The sequence below is a fragment of the Streptohalobacillus salinus genome (genome assembly GCF_003201605.1).
GTDB lineage: Bacteria > Bacillota > Bacilli > Bacillales > Amphibacillaceae > Streptohalobacillus > Streptohalobacillus salinus.
The window spans coordinates 145,224-170,329 of sequence record NZ_QJJR01000002.1 but is presented as its reverse complement, the minus strand read 5'-3'; the positions used below and the strand labels follow the sequence as shown (position 1 = coordinate 170,329).

Annotated in this window: 25 protein-coding genes; 23 read left to right on the top strand and 2 right to left on the bottom strand. The window is 39.9% G+C overall.

Translation table 11 applies throughout. The features are described 5' to 3' along the window. Positions 1 to 8: 8 nt before the first annotated feature. Positions 9 to 1,733 carry an Rqc2 family fibronectin-binding protein gene (locus tag DES38_RS02275; RefSeq protein ID WP_110250463.1) on the bottom strand — a complete coding sequence of 575 codons (1,725 nt, stop codon included), beginning with the start codon at positions 1,731 to 1,733 and terminating at the stop codon, positions 9 to 11. Positions 1,734 to 1,917: 184 nt separating this feature from the next. Here DES38_RS02275 and DES38_RS02270 point away from each other — a divergent pair, with 184 nt between their 5' ends. The 13 genes from DES38_RS02270 (at position 1,918) to DES38_RS02210 (ending at position 15,050) form a co-directional block, all read left to right on the top strand. Then, positions 1,918 to 2,793, top strand: a complete 876-nt coding sequence (locus tag DES38_RS02270; protein WP_110250462.1) for a YicC family protein — start codon at positions 1,918 to 1,920, stop codon at positions 2,791 to 2,793. A 99-nt stretch (positions 2,794 to 2,892) separates the two neighbouring features. Then, a complete protein-coding gene (gene remA, locus DES38_RS02265) occupies positions 2,893 to 3,153 on the top strand; it encodes an extracellular matrix/biofilm regulator RemA (RefSeq protein WP_110250461.1) in 261 nt (86 codons plus the stop codon). Positions 3,154 to 3,197: 44 nt separating this feature from the next. Continuing rightward, positions 3,198 to 3,821 carry a guanylate kinase gene (gmk, locus tag DES38_RS02260; protein ID WP_110250460.1) on the top strand — a complete coding sequence of 208 codons (624 nt, stop codon included), beginning with the start codon at positions 3,198 to 3,200 and terminating at the stop codon, positions 3,819 to 3,821. Next, complete coding sequence (gene rpoZ / locus DES38_RS02255) at positions 3,821 to 4,036, top strand: DNA-directed RNA polymerase subunit omega (RefSeq protein WP_110250613.1); 216 nt, start codon at positions 3,821 to 3,823, stop codon at positions 4,034 to 4,036. Before gmk ends, rpoZ begins: the two co-directional genes overlap by 1 nt. Positions 4,037 to 4,108: 72 nt before the next feature. Then, complete coding sequence (gene coaBC, locus DES38_RS02250; protein WP_110250459.1) at positions 4,109 to 5,314, top strand: bifunctional phosphopantothenoylcysteine decarboxylase/phosphopantothenate--cysteine ligase CoaBC; 1,206 nt, start codon at positions 4,109 to 4,111, stop codon at positions 5,312 to 5,314. Beyond that, a complete protein-coding gene (gene priA / locus DES38_RS02245) occupies positions 5,304 to 7,712 on the top strand; it encodes a primosomal protein N' (RefSeq protein ID WP_110250458.1) in 2,409 nt (802 codons plus the stop codon). The genes coaBC and priA overlap by 11 nt, the downstream gene beginning before the upstream one ends. 14 nt (positions 7,713 to 7,726) lie before the next feature. Next, positions 7,727 to 8,668, top strand: coding sequence for a methionyl-tRNA formyltransferase (gene fmt / locus DES38_RS02240; RefSeq protein WP_110250457.1), 942 nt, complete (start codon positions 7,727 to 7,729; stop codon positions 8,666 to 8,668). After that, positions 8,661 to 10,040 (top strand): 16S rRNA (cytosine(967)-C(5))-methyltransferase RsmB, encoded by a 1,380-nt coding sequence (gene rsmB / locus DES38_RS02235; RefSeq protein WP_110250456.1) that lies wholly within the window; start codon positions 8,661 to 8,663, stop codon positions 10,038 to 10,040. The genes fmt and rsmB overlap by 8 nt, the downstream gene beginning before the upstream one ends. Before the next feature lie 22 nt (positions 10,041 to 10,062). Then, a complete protein-coding gene (locus DES38_RS02230) occupies positions 10,063 to 10,818 on the top strand; it encodes a Stp1/IreP family PP2C-type Ser/Thr phosphatase (RefSeq protein WP_110250455.1) in 756 nt (251 codons plus the stop codon). Next, positions 10,812 to 12,854, top strand: coding sequence for a Stk1 family PASTA domain-containing Ser/Thr kinase (pknB, locus tag DES38_RS02225; protein WP_110250454.1), 2,043 nt, complete (start codon positions 10,812 to 10,814; stop codon positions 12,852 to 12,854). The genes DES38_RS02230 and pknB overlap by 7 nt, the downstream gene beginning before the upstream one ends. Positions 12,855 to 12,857: 3 nt before the next feature. Next, positions 12,858 to 13,742: a ribosome small subunit-dependent GTPase A gene (rsgA, locus tag DES38_RS02220; protein ID WP_110250453.1), complete on the top strand. Its 885-nt coding sequence runs from the start codon at positions 12,858 to 12,860 to the stop codon at positions 13,740 to 13,742. A gap of 1 nt (position 13,743) precedes the next feature. Beyond that, the gene (gene rpe / locus DES38_RS02215; protein ID WP_110250452.1) at positions 13,744 to 14,400 is read left to right on the top strand and encodes a ribulose-phosphate 3-epimerase; all 657 of its coding nucleotides are present in this window, start codon (positions 13,744 to 13,746) and stop codon (positions 14,398 to 14,400) included. Positions 14,401 to 14,414: 14 nt separating this feature from the next. Further along, positions 14,415 to 15,050 carry a thiamine diphosphokinase gene (locus DES38_RS02210; RefSeq protein WP_170114309.1) on the top strand — a complete coding sequence of 212 codons (636 nt, stop codon included), beginning with the start codon at positions 14,415 to 14,417 and terminating at the stop codon, positions 15,048 to 15,050. A 62-nt stretch (positions 15,051 to 15,112) separates the two neighbouring features. Here the strand turns inward: DES38_RS02210 and rpmB are convergent, their stop codons facing one another. Further along, a complete protein-coding gene (rpmB, locus tag DES38_RS02205) occupies positions 15,113 to 15,301 on the bottom strand; it encodes a 50S ribosomal protein L28 (protein ID WP_110250450.1) in 189 nt (62 codons plus the stop codon). A 373-nt stretch (positions 15,302 to 15,674) separates the two neighbouring features. On the opposite strand from rpmB, the gene DES38_RS02200 reads away from it, so the two are divergent. The 10 genes from DES38_RS02200 to DES38_RS02150 all read left to right on the top strand — a co-directional run bounded on the left by DES38_RS02200 (position 15,675) and on the right by DES38_RS02150 (position 25,045). After that, positions 15,675 to 16,037, top strand: a complete 363-nt coding sequence (locus DES38_RS02200; RefSeq protein WP_110250449.1) for an Asp23/Gls24 family envelope stress response protein — start codon at positions 15,675 to 15,677, stop codon at positions 16,035 to 16,037. A 39-nt stretch (positions 16,038 to 16,076) separates the two neighbouring features. Further along, positions 16,077 to 17,744 carry a DAK2 domain-containing protein gene (locus tag DES38_RS12050; RefSeq protein ID WP_211305828.1) on the top strand — a complete coding sequence of 556 codons (1,668 nt, stop codon included), beginning with the start codon at positions 16,077 to 16,079 and terminating at the stop codon, positions 17,742 to 17,744. Positions 17,745 to 17,938: 194 nt separating this feature from the next. Continuing rightward, positions 17,939 to 18,604 (top strand): L-serine ammonia-lyase, iron-sulfur-dependent subunit beta, encoded by a 666-nt coding sequence (gene sdaAB / locus DES38_RS02185; RefSeq protein WP_110250447.1) that lies wholly within the window; start codon positions 17,939 to 17,941, stop codon positions 18,602 to 18,604. 33 nt (positions 18,605 to 18,637) lie between these two features. After that, complete coding sequence (gene sdaAA / locus DES38_RS02180) at positions 18,638 to 19,351, top strand: L-serine ammonia-lyase, iron-sulfur-dependent, subunit alpha (protein ID WP_110250446.1); 714 nt, start codon at positions 18,638 to 18,640, stop codon at positions 19,349 to 19,351. Between the two features lie 16 nt (positions 19,352 to 19,367). Then, positions 19,368 to 21,404 carry an ATP-dependent DNA helicase RecG gene (gene recG / locus DES38_RS02175; protein WP_110250445.1) on the top strand — a complete coding sequence of 679 codons (2,037 nt, stop codon included), beginning with the start codon at positions 19,368 to 19,370 and terminating at the stop codon, positions 21,402 to 21,404. A 92-nt stretch (positions 21,405 to 21,496) separates the two neighbouring features. Further along, positions 21,497 to 22,060 (top strand): transcription factor FapR, encoded by a 564-nt coding sequence (gene fapR / locus DES38_RS02170; RefSeq protein ID WP_110250444.1) that lies wholly within the window; start codon positions 21,497 to 21,499, stop codon positions 22,058 to 22,060. A 26-nt stretch (positions 22,061 to 22,086) separates the two neighbouring features. Then, positions 22,087 to 23,088 carry a phosphate acyltransferase PlsX gene (gene plsX / locus DES38_RS02165; RefSeq protein ID WP_110250443.1) on the top strand — a complete coding sequence of 334 codons (1,002 nt, stop codon included), beginning with the start codon at positions 22,087 to 22,089 and terminating at the stop codon, positions 23,086 to 23,088. A 1-nt stretch (position 23,089) separates the two neighbouring features. Next, the gene (gene fabD, locus DES38_RS02160) at positions 23,090 to 24,028 is read left to right on the top strand and encodes an ACP S-malonyltransferase (RefSeq protein WP_110250442.1); all 939 of its coding nucleotides are present in this window, start codon (positions 23,090 to 23,092) and stop codon (positions 24,026 to 24,028) included. Position 24,029: 1 nt separating this feature from the next. Next, the gene (fabG, locus tag DES38_RS02155) at positions 24,030 to 24,764 is read left to right on the top strand and encodes a 3-oxoacyl-[acyl-carrier-protein] reductase (RefSeq protein ID WP_110250441.1); all 735 of its coding nucleotides are present in this window, start codon (positions 24,030 to 24,032) and stop codon (positions 24,762 to 24,764) included. A gap of 47 nt (positions 24,765 to 24,811) precedes the next feature. Then, complete coding sequence (locus DES38_RS02150) at positions 24,812 to 25,045, top strand: acyl carrier protein (protein ID WP_110250440.1); 234 nt, start codon at positions 24,812 to 24,814, stop codon at positions 25,043 to 25,045. Positions 25,046 to 25,106: the final 61 nt, after the last annotated feature.

Sequence of the window (25,106 nt, the reverse complement as noted above, 5' to 3'; positions counted from 1 at the left end):
GCAGCAAGCTATTGTTCAGAATGAGGCGTATGAGCTTGTTGTTTTAGTTGGTCAATCTCTTTTTTTACCGGTGTAACAAAAGCGGTCTGTTGGTGATCATAGGTTACAAAACCAGGTTTTGCTCCGTTCGGTTTCTTTACGTGCCGAATTTCAGTGTAATCAACCGGTACCGACGAAGACTGTTGTGCTTTACTAAAATAAGCAGCAAGTTTAGCTGCTGCTAAAATCGTCTCTTCTGTCGGATTTTCACCCCGAATCACCACATGTGAACCTGGAATATCTTTAGTATGAAACCAAAGATCTCGACGGTGGGCGAGCTTCATCGTTAAGTATTCATTTTGTTTATTGTTTTTTCCAACAAGAATCGGCGTCCCATCAGGGGCATAAAATTGATCGGGTGTTGGTTTTTTGTTTTTTTTCTTGTGATTTTTCTTTGTTGATTTTTTCTTCAAATAACCTTCTTCAACTAGCTCTTCACGAATTTCTTCAATATCTTCAACGCGTGCTTTTTCAACTTGTTCAATCAATTGGTCGAGATAAGCAATGTCTTTGTTCGCTTTACGGATTTCTTTTGCCAACTTTTCCTTTGATGTTTTTAATTTTTGATAGGTTTTATAAAAAGCTTGTGCATTTTCACTTGGTGTTTTATTTGGATTTAATTCAATGGCGATGCTTGCTTGATTTTCATCATAATAATCAACAACATTTACTGTGGTGTCCCCTTGGTTAACTAAATGCAAGTGGGCAGTTAACAATTCACCTTGACGCTGGAAGTACTCAGCACGATCGGCTTTTTGTAAGGATTGTTGTTGTTTTTTGATTTTACGAACGTTTTTATCGCGTTCGTTTTTAAGAATTCTAATTAAATCACTTGCTTTTTGTTTAACTAAATCACGATCTGCTTTATCGGAATAAAAAATATCGAGTAGGGCATTAACTGAAGCAATATGTTCTTTTTCACTTGTGAAGGTTGCTAAATCAAACACATAAAAATCTTCTTTTTTACCATGGTGAATCACCGGATCGACAGTTTTTGATTTGACGCATTGAATGTATGTGATAAATTGAGAAATAATCGCCGCGTCGGCTGCATCTTCATCAATGAATAATGACTGTTCAAACATTGGGGAGACACCCATGAAGGTTGAAACGAATGCCATCGGTTCAATTTTTTCAGGTAACTGCGCCTTAATCTCTGTCTCCGAGAGAATAAAGGGATTGACCTTATCTTGCTCAGGCGGATAAATATAAGGTTGTCCTGGCAAGAGCGTCCGGTGTCTGTTTTGATTCGGTGAGACATGTTTAATCGCGTCGAGAATGTGTCCTTTTTCTTCGTCAATTAAAAGAATATTACTGTGTTTTCCCATGATTTCAACAATCAACTGTTTTTTGATGTCGTCACCAATTTCGTTTTTACCACGCACATTTATTTTTATCATTCGTTCATTCTCATGCTGATGAACCGATTCAATAAAACTACCTGCGATATGTTTGCGAAGCAACATACAGAACATTGGTGGTTCTGTTGGGTTTGTGTAACGATCATTCGTTAAGTGCATACGCGCATAGACAGGATGGCTCGAAAGCAATAGTTGATGGTTTTTGCCCTTTGCTCGAATGGTTAAGATTAATTCTGTTTCTGTGGGTTGGTATATTTTCATAATGCGTCCAGATGTTAATGCTTCATCTAATTCATCTGCTAAGACGCGTGTAACAATGCCGTCAAATGCCATATCTTAATCACCTCTAATTAATAATTATAACATGTTAACGTTTGAGATGACATTTAAACGCAGCTGTTTTTTAAATCAATAAAGCGTGTGGGGTACATAGAGTGATGGTTGTTTACATCGGTGATTTTGCCTGTGTATAATAGAAGTAGAAAAAGGTGGAGACACAGGCAGACAAAGGAAGGAAATGAAGCGAATGGTTGTGAGCATGACAGGTTTCGGAGAAACGGTAATAGAGTATGGCAATCATCAAATTGAGGTGCAAATCAAAACAATTAATCATCGCTATTTTGATTTTAATTTACGAACAGATATGAATCTTTGGCGCCATGAAGAACAATTAAAGCGCCATCTAAAAGAAAAGCTCGTGCGGGGTCGTGTCGAACTATCGATCCGTTTCAAGGAAAGTGAATATGACCATTTTTCTCCTGGAGAAGCATGGTATCAAATGATGGATCAACAGATTCAACAGATTAAACAAACATATCCAGATACTTATACATATATGATTGATCACTTTCCTGACTATAACCCGGCTCAAGCTGAACAGGGGATAACACTTGAAGATTTGTCTCCACTTGTCCCAGGTATCGAGCGAGCAATCGCTGATGTCTTAGTGATGCGAGAAAAAGAAGGGTTTGTCTTGTTTGAAGAGTTAAGCGTGCAACTAAATGAATTTGATCACGTCTTAGCATGGTTGAAAACACATCAGGATCGCTTAAGGGAACAGCATTACCTACGAATGGTTGAACGGGCGGAGCGTCTATTACAAAAACAGAACATTTATGACAAACAACCCGTTTATCAAGAACTTGCGAGTTTGAGTGAAAAAGGGGATGTGACAGAAGAGTGGGTAAGAATTGAAAGTCACGTGAAACATATCCGGGAATTACTCGGTCAATCAGGCATGATTGGCCGGAAAATTGATTTTTATTTACAAGAAATGATGCGTGAAGTGAATACTATCGGTGCGAAAGCAAATGATGAAAGATTAGCTAACCATGTCGTTAATCTGAAAAGTACAATTGAAAAAATCAAAGAACAAGTGCAAAATATACAATAACCATTCCAAAATTGTGGTTTTTGTACTATAATTATATAGATTCGTATATGTTGGCAGAGACGTGTAGATAAACATGTCAACTTTTAGGGGGATATCATTTTGAGTTTGCGATTAATTAATATTGGATTTGGTAATGTGGTGTCAGCGAACCGGATTATTACCATCGTGTCACCGGAGTCAGCGCCAATTAAACGCATAATATCTGTAGCAAGAGATAACAATAAACTGATTGATGCAACATATGGTCGTCGGACACGTGCAGTAATCATTACAGATAGTGACCATGTTGTTTTATCTGCTGTTCAACCTGAAACAGTCGGCAACCGTGTACTTACACACGAAGAAGAAATGGTTGATTAATCAGCGTTTTTTAATTGACTGAAAGAAATGTTGGAGGGATTTTAGTGTTAATCAAACAAAAGGGAATTTTATTTATTCTTTCTGGTCCATCTGGAGTCGGAAAAGGGACCGTCAGAAAAGCGCTCTTTGATAAAGACACTGCGCTTAAGTATTCGATTTCAATGACAACGCGTCCGATACGTCCTGGTGAAGTTGAAGGTGTTGATTATTTTTATCGTACCAAAGAAGCATTTGAAGCGATGATTGAAGACAATCAGTTGTTAGAACATGCGAAGTATGTTGGGAACTATTATGGCACACCGCGTCATTATGTTGAGGAACAAATTGAGGCTGGCCATGATGTCTTTTTAGAAATTGAAGTACAAGGTGCACTTCAGGTTAAGGAGAATTTTCCAGAAGGTGTCTTTATCTTCTTATCGCCACCAAGTTTAGAGGAATTAAAAAACCGCATCATCAGCCGCGGAACAGAAACAGAACAATTAGTGATGAACCGCTTAAAAGCGGCGAAAGATGAAATTGAATTGATGGATGCTTATGATTATGTCGTTGTCAATGATCAGGTTGATCACGCCGTTGAAAATGTACAAGCCATCGTTAAAAGTGAACACTGTAAAAGAGAACGTGTTGCATCGCAATACAAACAATTACTGGAGGTGAGTCAATCATGATGTTAGAACCATCAATTGACCAATTACAAACACATATTAAATCAAAATACACACTTGCTACACTTGCAGCTCGTCGTGGACGCCAGATACAAGACGAAAAAATATTACAAATTGAAAAGCCAAACTCAGTGAAGCCAGTCGGTATTGCTTTAGAAGAGATTAATGCCGGTTTACTGACTTACATTTCAACAGAATATAAAGAACGTCGTCAATAGGAGTACTAAGACCCCCTCGTTTGCCATATAGGCGGCAAGGGGGTTTCATTTTAAAGTGAAAGGGTGAGTGTGATGTTAAAGGGTAAACATATCGTCTTAGGTGTGACTGGGGGAATTGCTGCCTTTAAAGCAATTCATTTAACGAGCAAATTAACTCAAGAAGGAGCAATTGTTAAAGTTATCTTGACGACTGGTGCGCAAAAATTTGTTACGCCGCTATCATTTCAAGCCATTGCTCGACAACCCGTCTATTTGGATACTTTCGATGAGCTGGACCCTGGTGAAATCCAACACATCGCGTTAGCCGATTGGGCAGATTTGGTCGTTGTCGCGCCAACAACGGCTAACTTGATTGGTAAATACGCGCACGGGATTGCCGATGATTTACTATCAACAACCTTACTAGCAACAACCGCTCCTGTCTACTTGGCACCAGCCATGAATGTACATATGCTAAGTCACCCAGCTGTCAAAGCTAACCTCGCGACATTAAAACGTCGAAACGTTACCATGATTGACCCGGACGAAGGTTATCTCGCTTGTGGTTATGTCGGGAAAGGTCGGATGATGGAGCCGGAAGATATTGTGACGTTTCTCAGGATGAAACAGCGAGAAAAAAAGATGTTAACAGGTAAAAAAGTCCTTGTTTCAGCCGGTCCGACAAAAGAAATCATTGACCCTGTTCGCTTTTTAAGCAACCATTCAACCGGAAAGATGGGTTTTGCGCTGGCAGAAGCGGCTCACCAGTTAGGTGCAGAGGTAACGTTAGTCACTGGACCTGTCCAACTCGAAACGGTTGAAGGAATTAAGCGTATTGACGTCGTTAGTGCTGAAGAGATGAATAAGGCGATGCTCGATCATTTTGCTGGCCAAGACATTGTTATTAAAACAGCGGCCGTGGCGGATTATATGCCAAAAAAACAGTATCAACATAAGTTAAAAAAACAGCCTGGTGATTTGCAATTAGAGATGGTTCGTACCCCGGATATATTAAAAGGGTTAGGAGAGAAAAAAACAACCCAGTACCTCGTTGGTTTTGCAGCAGAGACGAGAGAAATTGAACGCTATGGCCGTGAGAAACTTGAGCGAAAACAGTTAGATGCAATTGTGATCAATGATATCTCATCAATGGAAACAGGGTTTGGGTCGGACGACAATGCTGTCCACTTCATCAGCAAGCAGGGCGCAAATGTTACCTTGCCACAAGCATCAAAACAACGCATTGCTGAACAATTATTTACGGAAATACTAAAAGAGGTTGAGTTAAATGACCGATAGAATTGCGAAAGTTGTTGTAGATGTGCCTGCGCAAGAAACCAATAAAATCTATGACTATCTGATTCCAGATCAATTATTAGACGGCCTTGTTCCAGGCATGCGTGTTGTTGTTCCTTTCGGTCCAAGAACCATCATGGGCTATGTCCTGGCAATCCATAATCACTCAGAGCGAGACAATTTAAAAGAACTAGCAAATGTTTTAGATGTCCAGCCGATTTTAACTGAAGAGCTTATCGAGTTAGGCAAATGGCTGTCTGAAGAAACAATGAGCTATTATATTTCAAGTTTTCAAGCCATGTTGCCACAAGCGTTAAAGGCCAGTTATAAGAAATCACTTCATCGGCTCGCACCGATTGAACAGGATGCCTTAAACACGTTGTTTGATGGTCGTGACTATATCGATGCTTTAGAATTACTTGAACATGTTTCACTGCGACAAATTAATGAAGCAATAAAACGTGGCGAAGCTGAATGGGACTATGAGGTTGCCTCAAAAGGAAAAGTCAAAACCATTCAGATGGTAAAGAAAGTCGGAACGCTTGATCAATTTGACCAGTATTTAGCTGATTTATCACGTCAATCAAAAAAGCAATTTCAGCTGGTTGATTATTTTCTAGGCTTAGAAGAGGCAGTCCCAGTAAAAGAAGTACTAGAACAAAATAAAACAACGAAACAAACATTATCGAAGTTAGAAATCGCGGGATGTATTACATTCTTTCAAGGTGAAGTGTACCGCGATCCTCATCAAGCAGACCGCTTTACTCGATCAGCCCCACTCCCTTTAAAACCGCAACAAAAACAGGCATTGGATAAAATTAATCAAGCGCTTACGGCTATAAAAAATGATGTCTTTCTTTTACACGGTGTGACAGGTAGTGGAAAAACCGAAGTTTATCTGCAAGCCATTGACACAGTGATACGTGATGGAAAACAGGCGATTGTGCTTGTACCAGAAATCAGTTTAACACCGATGATGGTAGACCGCTTTAAACAACGGTTTGGTGATGCGGTTGCTGTTATGCATAGTGCGCTGTCAAAAGGAGAACGTTTTGATGAATGGCGTAAAGTGCATCGTCATGAAGTAAGTGTCGTAGTGGGAGCACGCTCAGCAATCTTTGCACCGTTTGATCGCTTAGGCCTAATTATTATTGATGAAGAACATGAGTCGAGCTATAAACAAGAAGATCATCCCCGTTATCATGTGCGTGAGGTCGCTATTAAGCGTGGGGAATATCATCAATGTCCTGTCGTTTTAGGTAGTGCGACACCAAACCTTGAAACGTATGCACGCGCTAAAAAAGGCGTCTTTACTTTAATTGATATGCCTGACCGTATTAACGATAGTGTTATGCCGGCTGTATCGATTCAAGATATGCGTGAAGAGCTCCATCTCGGCAATCGTTCAATGTTTTCCGGGGCGTTAAAAGAGGCGATTCAAGCACGCATGGATCGTAAGGAACAAATTGTCTTATTTTTAAACCGTCGTGGTTACTCAACATTTGTGATGTGTCGTGATTGCGGTTATGTAAGTGAATGCCCGAATTGTGATATCTCTTTAACTTATCATCAACGTCATGATCAACTCAAGTGTCATTATTGTCACCATCAAGAACCGATGCCGAAGACATGTCCAACTTGTGAAAGTGATTCAATTCGATTTTTCGGGACCGGGACAGAGAAAGTTGAAGAAGCACTCAATCAAACGTTTCCTGAAGCACGGGTGATTCGAATGGATGTCGATACAACACGAAAGAAAGGTGCTCATGAACGCTTGCTGAAGCAATTTGATAACCATCAAGCAGATATTTTACTAGGCACACAAATGATTGCTAAAGGCTTAGATTTTCCGAAAGTTACTTTGGTGGGTGTATTGGCTGCGGATGGATTGTTAAACTTGCCTGACTTTCGTGCCTCCGAACGGACCTTTCAATTATTGACCCAGGTAAGTGGACGGGCTGGCCGACATGATCTATTAGGTGAGGTGATTGTTCAAACCTACACGCCCGAGCATTACAGTGTAGAACTTGCTCAAGCCTATGATTATCAAGCATTTTTTAATCAAGAGATGGCGCTGCGCAAAGCTTATCAATACCCGCCTTATTATTTTTTAACACTGATTACAATTTCACACGAACAATTATTAAAAACCGAAGAGGTAGCACGGACGGTCGTCAAACTGCTCCGTAAACATTTATCAGACGAAGCGATTATATTAGGGCCTAGTCCTTCTCCAATTGAACGGATTAAAGGTCGTTATCGGTATCAATGCATGATAAAATATAAAGATGAACCGAATCAAAAAGCTGTCTTAAAGAAAATCATTGAACATTATGAACCGTTAAAGCGAAAAGAAAATTTATCAATCCAAATTGATTTAAATCCACAACAGTTGATGTAGAAAGTAGGGAGCATATGACGAAGATTGTTTTTATGGGTACACCAGATTTTAGCGTACCCATCTTAGAACAAATAGTGAAAGATGGTTATCAGGTTAGTTTAGTTGTAACCCAGCCGGATCGACCGAAAGGGAGAAAAAAAATATTAACACCACCGCCTGTAAAAGTAGCGGCGCAACAGTTAAATATACCTGTGTTTCAGCCAGAGAAGATTAGAGAAGATTATCAGGTTGTCTTAGACGAAAAGCCAGATTTAATTGTTACCGCTGCCTTTGGTCAAATCTTACCAAATCCAATTTTAGACGAACCTGAACTCGGTTGTATTAATGTCCATGCCTCACTATTACCGGCTTACCGTGGGGGGGCACCCATTCATCAAGCGATCATTGATGGGAAGAAAGAGACAGGTGTTACCATTATGTATATGACTGAAGCGTTAGATGCAGGTGATATGATTGCTAAGAGAGCAATTCCTATTGAAGAGGATGATCATGTTGGATCAATGTTTGAAAAACTAAGTACGGTTGGACGTGAGCTATTAAGTGAGACCTTACCTCAAGTAGTTGCTGGCACCATTAATCCTGAAAAGCAAAATGAAGCGGCAATTACGTTTGCTCCTAACATTAAACGCGAACAAGAAGTGATTGATTGGCAGCGATCGAATTTGGAGATTTACAACCAAGTAAGAGGTCTTCACCCTTGGCCGGTCGCTGTAACCTCAATTGATCATACACCATTAAAGCTTTGGTGGGTGGTCACAAGTGATAAAGAGACAAGCAAAGCACCTGGAACAATTATAGAAGTGACTAAAGATGCAGTCGTTATCCAAGCGGGTCAAGGAAGTATTGTGCTCACAGATGTGCAGTTAGCTGGCAAAAAGCGCATGGCGATTAAAGATTACCTGAATGGTAACCATCCATTTGAGGTTGGAAAGGTGTTAGGAAAGTTAAATGACTAAAAAAACTGTACGAAACCATGCATTGGATGTTTTAACGAAAGTAGGAGATGGTGGTGGTTTTAGCCACTTAATCATTGACCAAACAATTAAAAAAGCAAATCTGAATAATAAGGATGTTGCCTTACTCACAGAAATTGTTTATGGTACTTTAAATCGGAAGTTAACTTTGGCCTACGACTTAAAACAGTTTGTCAAAAAAGAAAACAAGCTGCAAAGCTGGGTGAAATGGTTATTGTATTTATCGTTTTATCAAATGAAGTATTTAAACAAGGTACCCGATCATGCAATTATTAATGAAGCTGTAGAAATCGCAAAGCAACGCGGCCATCAAGGAATAGTAAAATTGGTCAATGGTGTCCTTAGAACAGCGCAGCGCAATGGCTTTACTGATTATAGTGAAATCGAAGATGCTTACGAACGGCTAGCCATTGAAACGAGTACACCACGCTGGCTTATTGAACGTTGGGACGATAGTTATGGACTAGAAAAAGCAGAGGCAATTGCACGTCAGAACTTAGCTCACCAAGCCATGAGTATCCGTGTCAATCCGTTAAGGATAAGTCGGGAAGAAGCCATCGAGCAATTGCGGTCAGATGGCTTTGAAGTAAGTCCATCGCTATTTTCTAATCAGGGCATTGTTATCGAAAAAGGTAATGTTTTAACACATGATTTATTCACGCAAGGGGCTGTTACCATTCAAGATCAAAGTTCAATGTTAGTCACAGAAATGATGCAAATTGAGGATGATCAGATGGTTCTGGATGCTTGTAGTGCTCCTGGTGGCAAAACCACACATATTGCAGAAAAATTACACAATACAGGTGAAGTTCATGCCTTTGATATCCATGAAAAGAAAATGCGCGTCGTTAAAGAAAAAGCCGAAACGCTAGGCTTGATTAACATTAAAACCGCAAGTAAAGATGCACGATTATTAACTGAGAATTATCCACCAGAAACCTTTGATCGTATTTTAATCGATGCACCTTGTTCAGGGCTCGGCGTCATCAGAACAAAGCCGGATATCAAGTACTCCAAAACAGAAAACGACATTGATAATCTAGCCATCATTCAATTTGAGTTGTTAACAAAAATCGCGCCATTAATAAAAAAAGATGGTATGATAGTATATAGTACATGTACGGTTGACCCAACCGAAAATGAAGTAATTATTGCCGAATTTTTAACGAGTCATCAAGCATTTGAGGTTGACCCAAGCTTTTTTGAAACGTTACCTGTCCAGCTTAAAGATTCCGTTGGCATTACCGAGTTTGGCCTGCAAATCTTCCCTGATGATTTTAATACGGATGGTTTTTTTATGACACGTTTACGCCGCCGAGAAGATGATGGTCAGCTTGGAAATATTCTGTCTTAAGGGCAATTGAGGTGAAGTGAAAATGAAACATATTTATGTAACAAATCGTGGTAAAGTGAGAACACATAACGAAGATGCTGGTGGTGTCTTTCGTAGTCAAGTAGACCAGGATTTAGTTTTGGTCGCAGATGGCATGGGTGGACACACTGCTGGAGATGTTGCCAGTCAAATGGTTGAAGCCCATTTCCGTGAGGTTTGGGAAGAAACAGATACGTGGTTAGACATTGAAGATGCAAGTGACTTTCTTATGCGTCAAGTTGAACGTGTGAATGAGAAAATAATGAATTATGCTGATGAACATCAGTCATACCAAGGGATGGGTACGACGGTTGTCGTGGCTTTGTTTACGACGTCAGATGTTGTGATTGCTCATGTTGGTGACAGTCGAGCTTATGTTTTGGTTGAAGACTCGTTAACACAAGTTACAGATGATCATTCCTTAGTTAATGCGCTTTACCATGCAGGTGAAATCACCCGTGAAGAAAGAGAAGTGCATCCAAAACGTAACGTGTTAACGAAGGCCGTTGGTACTGATCGCGATCTCGCGCCTGATATTAATGTCACAACATTAGAAGGTGTCTCGCTTATAATGCTTTGTACGGACGGTCTTACTAATAAGTTATCCGATCAGGATATCAAGTCATTTTTAATGGAAAAGCCGTCCCTTGACCAAGCCGCTGATGCATTAGTTGAGGAAGCAAATCAACGCGGTGGTGAAGATAACATTACGCTTTTACTTTCTTATGCTGAGGATAAGCGGGGTGATTCAGCTTGTTAGAGGGTAGAACATTAGGAGAACGTTATCAGGTCAAGCAATTAATTGGTGGCGGAGGTATGGCGAATGTATACCTTGGTTTTGACCGAATCCTTGATCGTGAAGTCGCCATCAAAGTTTTGAAATTAGAGTATGCCAATGATGATGAATTCATCACGCGTTTTCATCGCGAGGCACAGAATGCGACCAGTCTCTCACATCCGAACATTGTTAATATTTATGATGTTGATGATGAAAATGATATTTATTACATGGTAATGGAATATATCGAGGGGATGACGCTTAAAAAATATATCCAATTACACGGACCGGTGCCCACTCAAGATGCCGTCTATTTCATGGAACAAATGGCTGATGCGATTACCCATGCACATCACAATCATATTGTTCACCGTGACATCAAACCGCAAAATATTTTGGTGAATAATCATAAAGAAATTAAAGTCACCGATTTTGGTATCGCGCTCGCATTAAGTGCAACATCGATGACACAGACCAACGCGGTTCTCGGTTCGGTCCATTACCTTTCCCCTGAACAGGCACGTGGGGGGATTGCAACGAAAAAATCCGATATTTATTCCTTAGGGATTGTTTTATTTGAGTTATTAACGGGTCGTCTCCCCTTCTCCGGAGAGTCGGCCGTATCGATCGCGCTTAAGCATTTGCAACAAGATTTGCCATCAATTAGACAATGGGTAAGTGATGTTCCACAAAGCCTAGAAAACGTGGTGTTAAAGGCAACAACGAAAGACCCGACACACCGTTATGCGTCTGTTGAAGCTTTTCGTAAGGATTTATCCAGTGCGTTAAATGTTGAGCGAGCAAATGAAATGCCGTTTTATCCGCCGGTTGAAGCTGGGGAAGAAACCAAAGCCATTCCAATTGTATCTGAGACAACGGCATTTGGTGAAAAAGAAGGTGACACAATTGTTCATCAAAAAACACAGACTGGACAGATGAACACGATTGTGCCGGGCCAAACGCAGCCGGAGACAAAGAAGGAATCAAAGAAGAAAAAGATGACAAAAAAGAAAAAAGTATTGATTTGGACGATGAGTATTTTCACCGTTTTACTTTTTTCACTTCTCTTCGCTTTATTCGTTTTACCAGCTATGTTGCAACCTGATGACATTGAATTAAATGATTTAATCGGTCAGACCCAAACAGAAGCGGAAACATGGTTAACTGAACAAGGATTGGTTGCTGAAATCAATGAGCAATTTAGTGAAGAAATCGATGCTGATTTAGTGATTAGTCAAGAACCTGTTGCCGGACGTCTCGTTAAGGAGGGGTCAACGGTGACGCTCTTTGTTTCAACAGGAGAAGAACCCGAAACGTTTGGGGATTATGTTGGTCGATCATACTCGCAAGTGGAACGGTTGTTACTCAATCGTGGTTATCAGGATGTTCAACGGATTGATAGCTACAGTGATGAACCTATCGGAACAATTATTGCACACGAGTCTCCACTTGTTGACGAACCAGTTAGACCCGGTGAAACGGTCGTTGTTTTTGAGGTGAGTGCAGGCGAACGGATGGTAACGTTAGATGATTTAGCAGGTATGGATGAATTTAGTGCACGTGATTACTTAACTGATCAAAATTTAGTAGCAAAAGTGTCAGAAACATATTCATCAGAAATAGAAGAAGGAGATGTTATTTCACAATCACCTGAAGCGGGAACCGAAGTTGCGGAAGATTCTGTTGTTGAACTTGTCATTTCTCTTGGCGAAGAAGAACAACCGCCATTAACCCATGAAGTAACAGTGACAGTACCTTACACATTAGATGAACTGGAATCAACAGAAGATCCAGACGAACCGGAACCTGAAACCATTCCTCAAGAAGTTCGACTATTCATTGATGATCGCGATCATGCCTTAACTGATTTGTATGAAACCGAAATGATTGTCGAAGATACGACGTTTACAATTCGCATGGTTATTGAACCGGACCAAATTGCAACGTATCGTGTTGAACGCGATGATGAAGTGTTGGTGCAAAAAACAGTCGCTTATGAGGACATAGAAGGAGATTAATAGATGAGTGATGGACAAATTATTAAAGCGTTAAGTGGTTTTTACTATGTAAAAGACAATGAAGGAGAAGTCTATCAGTGCAGAGGGCGTGGGATTTTCAGAAAGAAAAAAGAGACGCCTTTGGTAGGGGATTGGGTTGAGTTTGAGGCCCCTAACAAAACGGATGGTACGGTCACGAAATTAAAGCCGCGTAAAAACGAACTTGTGCGGCCACCGATTGCCAATGTCGATCAAGCATTGATTGCGGTTTCGGTAAAGGAACCGGATTTTAGTACCGTATTACTCGATCGTTTTTTAGTGTTAGTGGAAGCAAGTCATATTGAACCGGTTATTCTTTTAACCAAAATGGATCTACTGACAGACAAGGATAAAGAAAAATTAGATGCAGCAATTGCAGCTTATGAAGCAATGGGCTATCCTTGTCTTTCTTTATCAACGGCTTGGCCATTTGATGATGAACATTTGTCCGAGCGATTGGCTAATAAAGTATCAGTAATCGCGGGCCAATCAGGTGTTGGGAAATCATCATTTCTCAATCATTTGAATCCGGATTTATCGATCGAAACAAATGCCATCTCTGATAGTTTAGGCAGAGGTAAGCATACCACAAGACATGTGGAGCTTATTCCAGTGTTAGGTGGCTATGTTGCTGATACACCAGGATTTAGCTCACTTGATTTTCAGTCAATTGAATTAACAACCTTACCCGAACTGTTTCCAGACTTTTTAGCGTTACGTGATCAATGCAAGTTTAGAGGTTGCATGCATATAAATGAACCCAAATGTGCGGTGAAAGAAGCTTATCAACAAGGGGAAATTGCCCCGTTTCGCTATGAGCATTATCAGCAATTTTATGAAGAAATTAAACAAAGAAAGCCGAGGTATTAACATGTCAAAAATAGCACCTTCAATATTATCTGCAAATTTTAGTCAGCTAGGGAATGAAATTGCCGAAGTCGAAGCCGCAGGAGCGGATTATATTCACGTGGACGTCATGGACGGCCATTTTGTGCCAAACATTACCATTGGTCCGTTAATTGTGAAGGCAATTCGACCTGTAACAACATTGCCACTTGATGTCCATTTAATGATTGATAATCCGGATCAATACATCGATATATTTGCTGAAAGTGGTGCAGATATTATTACCGTCCACTACGAAGCTTGTACGCATCTGCACCGGACAATTATGGCAATCAAAGAAAAAGGGGTAAAGGCAGGTCTCGTCATTAATCCAGCAACACCGGTGGAGATGATTCGACCGATTATGCATGAACTAGATCTATTGTTATTTATGACCGTTAATCCAGGGTTTGGTGGACAAGCATTTATTCCAGAGGTCCTTGATCAAATCAAACAAGCTGATCAGTGGCGCAAAGATATGCAACTTGATCTTGAATTTGAGGTTGATGGAGGCATTGTTCCAAAGACAGCTGCACTCTGTAAAGAAGCGGGGATTGATGTTTTTGTTTCAGGAAGTTACATTTTTGGTAAGGCTGATCGTAAACAAGCGATTGATGCCTTACGGGAAGCGATACGCGATTAACGATGAAAAAACATGTGGCAATTGTAGCAGGTGGAGACCCATTTCATCTGCCACAATTATCGAATTATCCGTTAATTGATACTTGGATTGGCTGTGATTATGGTGCCTATCTCCTTGTTGAGGCAGGCTTACCGGTTGACATTGCAATTGGTGACTTTGATTCAGTTACGCCCGCTCAACTTGCAGTGATTAAAAAAGAAGCAGCATCGGTTCAAGCCTTCCCTGTTGAAAAAGATAAGTCGGATTTGGAACTTGCAATTGATGTGGTTCAAACCCTTAACGTTGCCTCACTCACGTTGTTTGGTGTGACTGGTGGTCGATTAGATCATGAATTAAGCAATATTTTTTTAATGGAACGATTAAAAAAAGCAGGTCTCCCTATTACAATTATTGATGAACATCATCAAATTGATCTTTTTCTTCCGGGGGTCCATGTAATAAAGGATGATAAAGTATTTCAAAATTATTCATTCTTAGCCCTTAGTGATACCGTTGAGGGTGTGACACTTGAGAATGCTTATTATCCGCTAACAGATGCTACGATAACACGTGGTGATAGTTTAACTTTATCGAACAAGAAAGTTAAAGACGATTTAATTCTAACATTTCGACAAGGTGTATTGCTTGTGATTCGAACGGATTTAACATAATTTAGACATAATAAAAGCGTAACCTTAAAGTAAGGCTACGCTTTTATTACGAGTTATAACGTTTATACACGTTCAACTTTACCAGATTTTAACGCACGTGCAGATACGTAAACACGTTTTGGTTTACCGTCTACCATGATGCGAACTTTTTGAACATTAGCTTTCCAAGTACGTTTCGTTGCATTTAAAGCGTGCGAACGATTGTTACCAGCTTTTGTTTGACGTCCAGTTACGACACATTTACGACTCATATTAATCCCTCCCAATTACATCTATCTCATTTCATACTCATATAATTTATCATAGATGATATAAAAATGCAATTAGAACTGATGAAATAATATCAAGTAAAATATGAACATGGCGCCATTTAACTCAGGTAATCAAGGGAAAACACTTGACACGATAAGCTTTTTCATTCATTGTTAAAAAGTGAATTTTGAAATGTTTTAAATCTTATGTCCACATAAGACACAGATGAAATTAAGTGAGTTTGGTGGAAAGCCTTTTCTAAAAGGATAAAGTGTTGTAAAATGTTTAATGGTTATTCATGTTTGATTGTAATGATGAAAACGTTGATGTTTAAATGCAGATAAATATAAAAAGAATCAAGGAGGTTATTGTATGACAATCGAATTAACAACTAAAGATGGACGCGTTACCATTACCAATGATGTCATTGCAACAGTTGCGGGTGGAGCAGCAATTGAATGCTATGGTATAGTAGGAATGGCTTCCAAAAATCAAATTAAAGATGGTATTGCAGAAATTTTACGAAAAGAAAACTTTTCTAAAGGTGTCGTTGTGACGCAAGAAGATGAAAAGATCACCATTGACATGTATATTATTGTGAGCTACGGAACAAAAATCTCTGAGATCGCACACAATGTACAATCACAAGTAAAATATAACCTAGATAAAACATTAGGTTTACCGATTCAAGCGGTAAACATATATATTCAAGGTGTACGTGTACAACAAGACTAAGCACATCATTGTGTGTTATGAACAAAGGAGGAAGAGCTAGTGGTATTATCACAAATTACGGGTGAGAAATTCCAAGAGATGGTTTTACTTGGTGCCAATCACCTTTCAAATAATGCAAACATGATTGATGCATTGAACGTATTTCCTGTACCCGATGGTGATACAGGAACAAACATGAATTTATCAATGACATCAGGTGCGGCGGAAGTTAAAAAATTAAAGACACCAGCGGTAAGCGAGGTCGGTAGTGCGTTTGCGCGTGGTCTATTAATGGGTGCAAGAGGAAACTCTGGCGTTATTCTGTCACAACTATTCCGAGGTTTTAGTAAAGGAATAGAAAACCTTGATGTCTTGACGCCAAAAGATTTTGCTGAAGGACTACAGCAAGGTGTTAAAACGGCATATAAAGCTGTTATTAAACCCGTTGAAGGCACAATTTTAACGGTTGCGAAAGATACGGCCAATAAAGCAGTTGAACTTGCTGAGACGGTTGAAGATTTTGAAACGTTTATGACAGAAGTTGTTGAAGCTTCGAAAAAATCTTTGGCTTACACCCCAGAACTGTTGCCTGTTTTAAAGGAAGTTGGTGTAGTTGATAGTGGTGGACAAGGGCTTGTTGTTGTTTATGAAGCGTTTTTAGCGTCTATTAAAGGTGAAGCATTACCTGAAACAGATGTTGAAGAGATGGTGATTGATGATTTAGTGAGTGCTGAACATCATAAGTCAAACCAAGATTACATGGATACCTCAGAAATCGAATACGGTTATTGTACCGAATTTATGGTGAAGTTTGAAGAAGATAAACTTAAAGAGCACCCTTATGATGAAGAAGCATTCCGTGAAGCACTGGGTGCAATGGGTGATTCACTCTTAGTTGTTTCAGATGATGATTTTGTTCGCGTGCATGTCCATGTTGAGTATCCTGGGGAAGCAATGAATGTCGCGCAAAAATTCGGAAGCTTTGTTCAGTTAAAAGTTGAGAATATGCGTGAACAACATACCGCACTTGTCGGTGAAAAAGAAACGAAATCAGAAAAAAAGAAACAAAAAGCTAAGTACGGAATCGTTGCTGTATCTGTTGGTGAAGGCATTGAAGAGCTTTTAAAAAGCTTAGGAACAACTGTGGTGATGCAAGGTGGTCAAACGATGAATCCTTCCACAAAAGACATTGCCGATGCGATTGAAGAGGCTTATGCAGAAAAAGTCATTATTTTACCTAACAACAAAAATATTATTATGGCAGCTGAACAAGCGGCAGAGCTAAGCGAAGCAGATGTTGTTGTGGTACCTTCAAAGACAATTCCACAAGGGATGAGCGCTTTATTAAGCTTTAACCCAGAGGATAGTTTAGTCAATAACCAAGAAAATATGACCAAAGCAACAAAAGCAGTAAAGACTGGCCAAATCACTTATGCGGTTAGAGATACACAAATTGATGGCTTAGAGATTGAAAATGGTAACTTTATGGGTCTGTTAGATGGGAAAATAAAAGCAACTGACAAAGATCAAATGTCCGCCATTAAGCAACTGCTTGATCAACTCGTTGACGAAGATGATGAAATCCTTACCATTCTTCAAGGTGAAGATGCAACGGATGAAAACACAACGGCGTTGGTTGACTATGTTGAAGAGAAATTTGAAGATATTGAAGTAGAAGTTCATTTAGGTAAGCAGCCGATTTATTCTTATATTTTCTCAGTGGAATAGATGCAAGATTGATCGCTCTAACGACAAAAGTGTTTCGATTAACTTCGGAACACTTTTTTTATGGGATTTTATAAAAAAATGGTGAAGCCAATGAAATCTCGGGCATTTTGATTATTAGGAGCGGTTGAATTATCTACATCAGTTTGAAGAATTATGATACAGTAGTAATGATTAAAAGAATGAGGGAGATATTGATGAGTGTATTTCATTCGGTTTTTGATATTATTGGTCCTTCGATGATTGGACCATCTAGTTCACATACCGCTGGTGCAGTGAAGATTGGAAAAGCGGCCAAACATCTCTTTAATGGATCGGTTCAACACGCGCGTATTTATTTGTATGGCTCCTTTGCAAAAACGTATAAAGGACACGGAACAGACCGAGCCTTAATTGCTGGGATATTAGGTTTTGAGACTGATGATGTGCGGATAATTGATGCACTTGCGCTTGCGAAAGAAGTGGGATTAAGCTATGAATTTATTGAAGCGCATACGGCTGTAGAAGAGCCGAATACTGTGCGAATAGAATTAATCAATCAAACACAAAGTTTTGAACTTTTGGGTGTGTCCTTAGGAGGGGGAAAGGTAGAAATTCGAGAAATAAATGGATTTGCCTTACACTTATCGGGTAATCATCCAGCGATTTGTGTGTTACACAATGATCGCTTCGGTGCAATTGCTGCAGTAACAAAAATTCTGGCTAAATATGAAATCAATATTGGGCGAATGGAAGTTAATCGAAGAGATGTTGGTAAAGAAGCATTAATGACGATTGAACTTGATCAAAACATTGATCAAGAAGTGGAACAGGAACTAAGCGCACAGGCGCATATTGTTAATGTTGCAAAAATTGTTGGATAAGGAAGATAAATAGAGATAAGTGAAGGTGAAGTTATGATCGTTTTTCGAACGGTAGAAGAACTGGTTGATTTAGCAGAAAAAGAGCAAGTGAAAATAGCTGAAATAATGATTCGTCGAGAAATGGATGTTTTTAGTTTATCACGTAAGGCTGTCGTTAATAGAATGGATGAACAATTAACGGTAATGGAAGAAGCGATTGATCGCGGACTTAAAGGTGTTGCATCAATTTCTGGATTAACCGGGTATGATGCAGTGAAAACGCAACTGAAGCGCACGCGTGAAGAGATGCTTGACTTCTTGTTTACATCTGGGGCATTTGGTTATGTTGTAGCAAATCAAGCCTTTATTTCTGGCGCACGCGGGGGCTGTCAGGCAGAAGTTGGTTCAGCAGCGGCGATGGCAGCCGCCGCAGTTGTTGAAATGGCAAAGGGAACACCAAAGCAAAGTGCCCACGCATTTAGCATCACGATGAAAAATATGTTAGGACTTGTATGTGACCCTGTTGCTGGTCTTGTTGAGGTGCCTTGTGTGAAGCGAAATGCTATGGGGGCTTCACAGGCAATTGTATCTGCTGATATGGCGTTAGCCGGTGTTGAAAGTAAAATCCCTGCTGATGAAGTCATTGGTGCAATGTATCAAATTGGTAAACAGATGTCGCCGCAATTAAAAGAAACTGCTGAAGGGGGATTGGCTAATACGCCAACAGCCCGTCGGTTAGAACAAGAAATTTTCGCAAAACAGTCGTGAAAGAAGTGAATAATAAATGAAAAATATTAATGTGTCCAATGTGAAGGGCGTTGGTGATGCACTACTTGAAAAATTACATATGCTCGGAATTGAAACGGTATTGGATTTAGTCATGACCTTTCCTTCACGCTATGACCATTATGAAGTTTTACCTCTAGCTGAAGTGATTCACGACCAAAAAGCAACTGTCGCTGGTGAAATTGTTGCTGATGGTGTGGTTACGTTTTACGGCAAAAAGAAGTCGCGGTTAACCGTTCCGGTTAATATCAATGGTGTCATTGTAAAAGCAATCTTTTTTAACCGTGCTTTTTTAAAAAAGCAGCTGATTAAAGGAGAACAGATCACATTAACGGGCAAATGGGACCAATACCGTCAACAACTAACAGTAGAGCACCATCAATTAGCGATTAAAGAAGAAGATGCACCAATTGAGCCAGTGTATTTGTTGCGCCAAGTTATCCCTTCTAATCGATTTAGAAAATTGATTGAACAAGCATTTTCACAATATGAAGTAGAAATTACGGAGTTGTTGCCTACTGATTATTTAACGGAATACAAATTGTTTTCGCGAAGTTTTGCTTATAAGCAAATGCATTTCCCGAGTGATTTTAGTCATTTGAAACAAGCGAAGCGACGATTGATTTATGAAGAGTTGTTGCTATTTCAATTGAAGATGCAAGCCCTTAGGCGTTATCATCGTGAACGGACGAAGGGTAACCAAAAACAGTACGAACAGTCAACGCTACAAATGTTCATTGATCGTTTAAGCTTTCAGTTAACAGATGCTCAAAATAAAACATTACAAGAAATTCTCGGTGACTTAGCCGCACCGCATCGGATGCACCGGTTACTGCAAGGTGATGTTGGTTCTGGGAAAACCGTTGTGGCATCGATTGCTCTTTATGCAACCGTGCTATCTAAGCAGCAAGGGGCGCTGATGGTTCCAACAGAAATACTCGCTGAACAGCACTTTCAATCTTTATCGGAGTTATTTGAGGGTGTGCTTCAGGTTGAATTATTGACCGGTTCAATAAAGGGCAAAAAACGAAGAGCATTACTTGATGACTTAAAAGCAGGTAAGGTTGACATTTTAATTGGGACGCATGCTTTAATTCAACATGATGTCGATTTCAAAGCGTTAGGGCTCGTGATTATTGATGAGCAGCATCGGTTTGGTGTGAATCAACGCAAGGTGCTTAGAGAAAAAGGGATGGACCCAGATGTCTTGTTTATGACAGCTACGCCAATTCCTAGAACACTTGCAATTACTGCTTTTGGAGATATGGATGTATCAATTATCGATCAAATGCCCATTGGACGAAAACCAGTTGAAACATTTTGGGTGAAGCAAAACATGTTAAAACGTATCTTAACGTTTATTGAAAAGGAAGTAAATAAAGGGCATCAAGCGTATGTGGTGACTCCGTTAATTGAAGAATCAGACAAAATGGACATCCAAAATGCTGTTGATTTGTTTCAACAACTATCTGTCTTTTATGATGGACGAATTGAACTGGATTTAATGCACGGGCGTCTGAGTAATGATGAAAAAGATGAAGTGATGCGTCGGTTTAGTCAGAATGAAAGTCAAGTTTTAATTTCAACGACAGTCGTAGAAGTAGGCGTTAATGTGCCAAATGCCACAGTCATGGTCATTTACGATGCTGAACGCTTCGGTCTTTCACAACTTCACCAATTAAGGGGACGCGTGGGGCGTAGTGATGTACAAAGCTATTGTATTTTAATTGCTGATCCTAAAGGGGAAACTGGGAAGGAACGCATGCGTATCATGACCGAAACTACCGATGGTTTTGAACTTGCAGAATATGATTTAAAGCTCCGCGGACCTGGAGATTTCTTCGGTCGTAAGCAAAGCGGCTTACCTGAATTCAAAATCGCTGACCTTGTTGAAGATTACCGCGCACTGGAAACAGCAAGAAAAGATGCTGCGCTGATTATTCACCATGATAAATTAACATCAGATCCTGAATATCAAGCGCTGAGCCAGTACATTAACGATGTCCTGACCAAGCACGAACAGGGTTTTGATTAATTTAGACTTGCAAAACCCGAGGAAAACATATATATTACTATTAGTACCTAGTCATAGGATGAATGAAACGGACTAACTTAGGTGGTGAAAAAATGCGTTTACCTAAAAAAATTAGACAAGAACGATTAAAAGATAAAATTGAGGAGACACCATTTATTACAGATGAGGCACTGGCTGATTTTTTTAAGGTCAGTATCCAAACCATTCGACTTGACCGGATGGAACTATCGATCCCGGAACTTCGGGAGCGAATTAAAAGTGTCGCCACCGTTCAATGGAATGAAACGGTGAAAGCTTTGCCATTAGATGATGTGATTGGTGAGATTATTGACCTTGAGTTAGATAAACGGGCCATCTCGATATTAGACATTACGAAAGATCATGTGTTTACCCGCAATGACATTGCAAGGGGCCATCATTTATTTGCGCAAGCAAACTCATTGGCGGTCGCAGTTATTGACAACGAGCTAGCTTTAACGGAAAAAGCCGAAATTAAGTTTACCCGCCAAGTAAGAGAAGGTGAACGGGTGGTTGCTAAAGCGCAAATTATTGAAACAGATAAGCCGCATCGTACAGAGGTTATTGTGGACAGTTTTGTCGAATCTGAACGGGTCTTTAGCGGGCAGTTTATCATGTATCGACAAGAAGAAAAATAATAAGGATTACAAGGGAGGTAAACCTGATGAAAATAGTGATTGATGCAATGGGTGGTGATCATGCGCCAAAAGCAATTGTTGAGGGTGCCATGATGGCAATTGAGACCTTTGAACAATTGGAAATAACTTTGGTGGGTGATGAAGAAAAAATTAATCCCTTTCTAACAGATAAAACACGAATAGATATTATACATACGACAACAGTAATTTCAAGCGATGATGAGCCCGTGCGTGCGGTAAGGAAAAAGAAAGATGCATCACTGGTATTAATGGCGAAAGAAGTGAAAGAAAAACGTGCGGATGCTTGTATCTCAGCTGGGAACACAGGAGCACTTATGAGTGCGGGTCTCTTCCAAGTTGGTCGGATAAAAGGGGTTGAAAGACCTGCGCTAAGTCCAACCTTACCGACTGTTGATAAAAAAGGATTTGTTTTATTGGATGTTGGTGCAAATGTTGAAGCAAAAGCAAAACATTTGATGCAATACGGCATCATGGGGTCTATTTACGCCGAAAAGGTGAGAGGCGTCAACAAACCAAGAGTAGGTTTGCTGAACGTGGGAACTGAAGATGGAAAAGGTACAGAATTAACGAAACAAGCGTTTGATTTATTAAAAGAGGCACCCATTAATTTTGTTGGGAATGTTGAAGCGCGCGACCTATTGAGTGGTCAATTTGATGTTGTTGTCACGGATGGTTTTAGTGGCAATGTTGCATTAAAAACTGTTGAAGGTACAGCGATGATGATGTTCTCAATGCTTAAGAAAACATTTATGTCATCGTTAAAAACTAAAATAGCAGCCCTTGTGTTAAAAAAGGATTTAAAGGCATTGAAAAATGAATTGGATTATGCAGAATACGGTGGTGCCTTATTATTTGGTTTAAAAGCACCTGTTGTAAAGGCGCATGGCTCTTCCAACCCACGAGCGATCTTTAGTGCAATTAGACAGACAGTAACAATGGTGGAACACCGGGTTACCGAAACAATTGCAGAAACCATGGCAGAACTTCATCAGGTCGAGGAGGAATAACGTGAAGAAAATTGTATTTATGTTTCCGGGACAAGGTTCCCAAGCAGTTGGAATGGGACAGAGTTTTTATCACTCAAATGACGAAATAAAACAAATTTTCACTGAAGCAGATGATCTGTTAGATTTACCACTGTCTGATATCATGTTAAATGGTCCTCAAGAAGCCCTTACAGCAACCGATATTGCTCAACCGGCGCTTGTCTTACTTAGTAGCGCAATTGACCAGTTACTCAAAGCAGAAGGCATTAAACCTCATGCTGTACTTGGTCATAGCCTTGGTGAATATAGTGCGTTGGTATCTAGTGGTGTTTTATCACGAAACGATGCCTTAAGATTGGTTCGTACGCGAGGTCAATTAATGAAAGATGCCGATCCGGAAGGTAAAGGTGGGATGGCTGCTGTACTCGGATTGGATGAAACAACGATTCAGTCTGTGATTGATGAGGACAAGAAGCAAGTGGAAGTTGCGAACTTAAACTGTCCAGGACAAATTGTAATCTCAGGTGTAAAAGCAGATATTGATGCATTAATAGCTCCATTAAAAGCAAAAGGAGCAAAACGTGTTTTACCACTTGATGTAAGCGGACCTTTTCACTCAAGCTTTATGCGTCCAGTCGCAACAGCATTTAAAAAAGTCTTGGATGATGCAACCTTTCATACGCCAGGTCCCACTGTTTATGCAAATGTGACGGCTGCTCCCATCCAATCGGTTTCAGCTATTAAACAACGACTAGAAGAACAGTTGTATCATAAAGTACGCTTTGAAGAGAGTATCACAGCGCTCATTGATGAGGGTGTTGATGCTTTTGTGGAAGTTGGCAACAAAAAAGTTCTTTCTGGATTAGTTAAGAAAATAAATCGACGTCAAACGATCTTTGCGATTGAAGATACAGAATCGTTTACGACCTTTATCGATTGGTATAGAGAAGGAGGCGAATGATTTGTCAAAAGTTGCAATTATTACAGGTGCGTCTCGCGGGATTGGTCGTGAAGTAGCGCTCACACTTGCGAACGATGGCTATCAAGTTGTGATTAATTATCAAGGCAATAAAGAAAAAGCAGAAGCGGTTGCTGAAGAAGTTAGCACGTTAGGTGGACAGGCATTAGTGGTGCAGGCAGATGTATCCAATAGTGATCAAGTTAAAGCGATGGTCAAACAGACCATTGATACGTTTGGATCCGTTGATGTCTTGGTCAACAATGCTGGAATTACCCGTGATAATTTATTGATGCGTATGAAAGAGTCAGAATTTGATGATGTAATAGATATTAATCTAAAAGGTGTCTTTCTTTGTATGAAAGCAGTTACGCGGCAAATGATGAAGCAAAAAGCTGGGGTGATTATCAATATGTCTTCCGTTGTTGGGTTGACAGGGAATCCTGGGCAACTCAATTATGTAGCAGCTAAATCCGGTGTTGTGGGGATGACAAAAACAGCAGCGAAAGAGTTGGCAGCCAGAAACATAAGAGTGAATGCCGTAGCACCAGGGTTTATTACAACAGACATGACAGATCAATTGGATCAAGAAACAAAAGATAACTTGTTGAGTCATATTCCATTGCATCGTTTAGGGGAGCCAAAGGACATTGCTCAAGCTGTTCGATTCTTAGCTTCTGATGCAGCGTCATATATTACAGGACAGACACTTTCTGTCGATGGTGGTATGGCAATATAGGTATGAGGATAACAATCATTATACATTTTGAAAGGAGGTGAATGGAAATGGCAGACACTTTCGACCGTGTTAAGAAAATCGTTGTGGACCGTTTAGATGTAGAAGAGGATAAAGTAACAATGGAGGCTTCTTTTAAAGATGACTTAGAAGCAGATTCATTAGATGTTGTAGAACTTGTAATGGAATTAGAAGATGAGTTCGATATGGAAATCGCTGATGAAGAAGCAGAAAACATTAAAACTGTAGCAGACGCTGTAAACTACATAAACAGCCAAGCTTAAAAATAATTGTAAAAGGTCTCGTAAATTTTTACGAGACCTTTGCATTTTTGACAGAGAACAG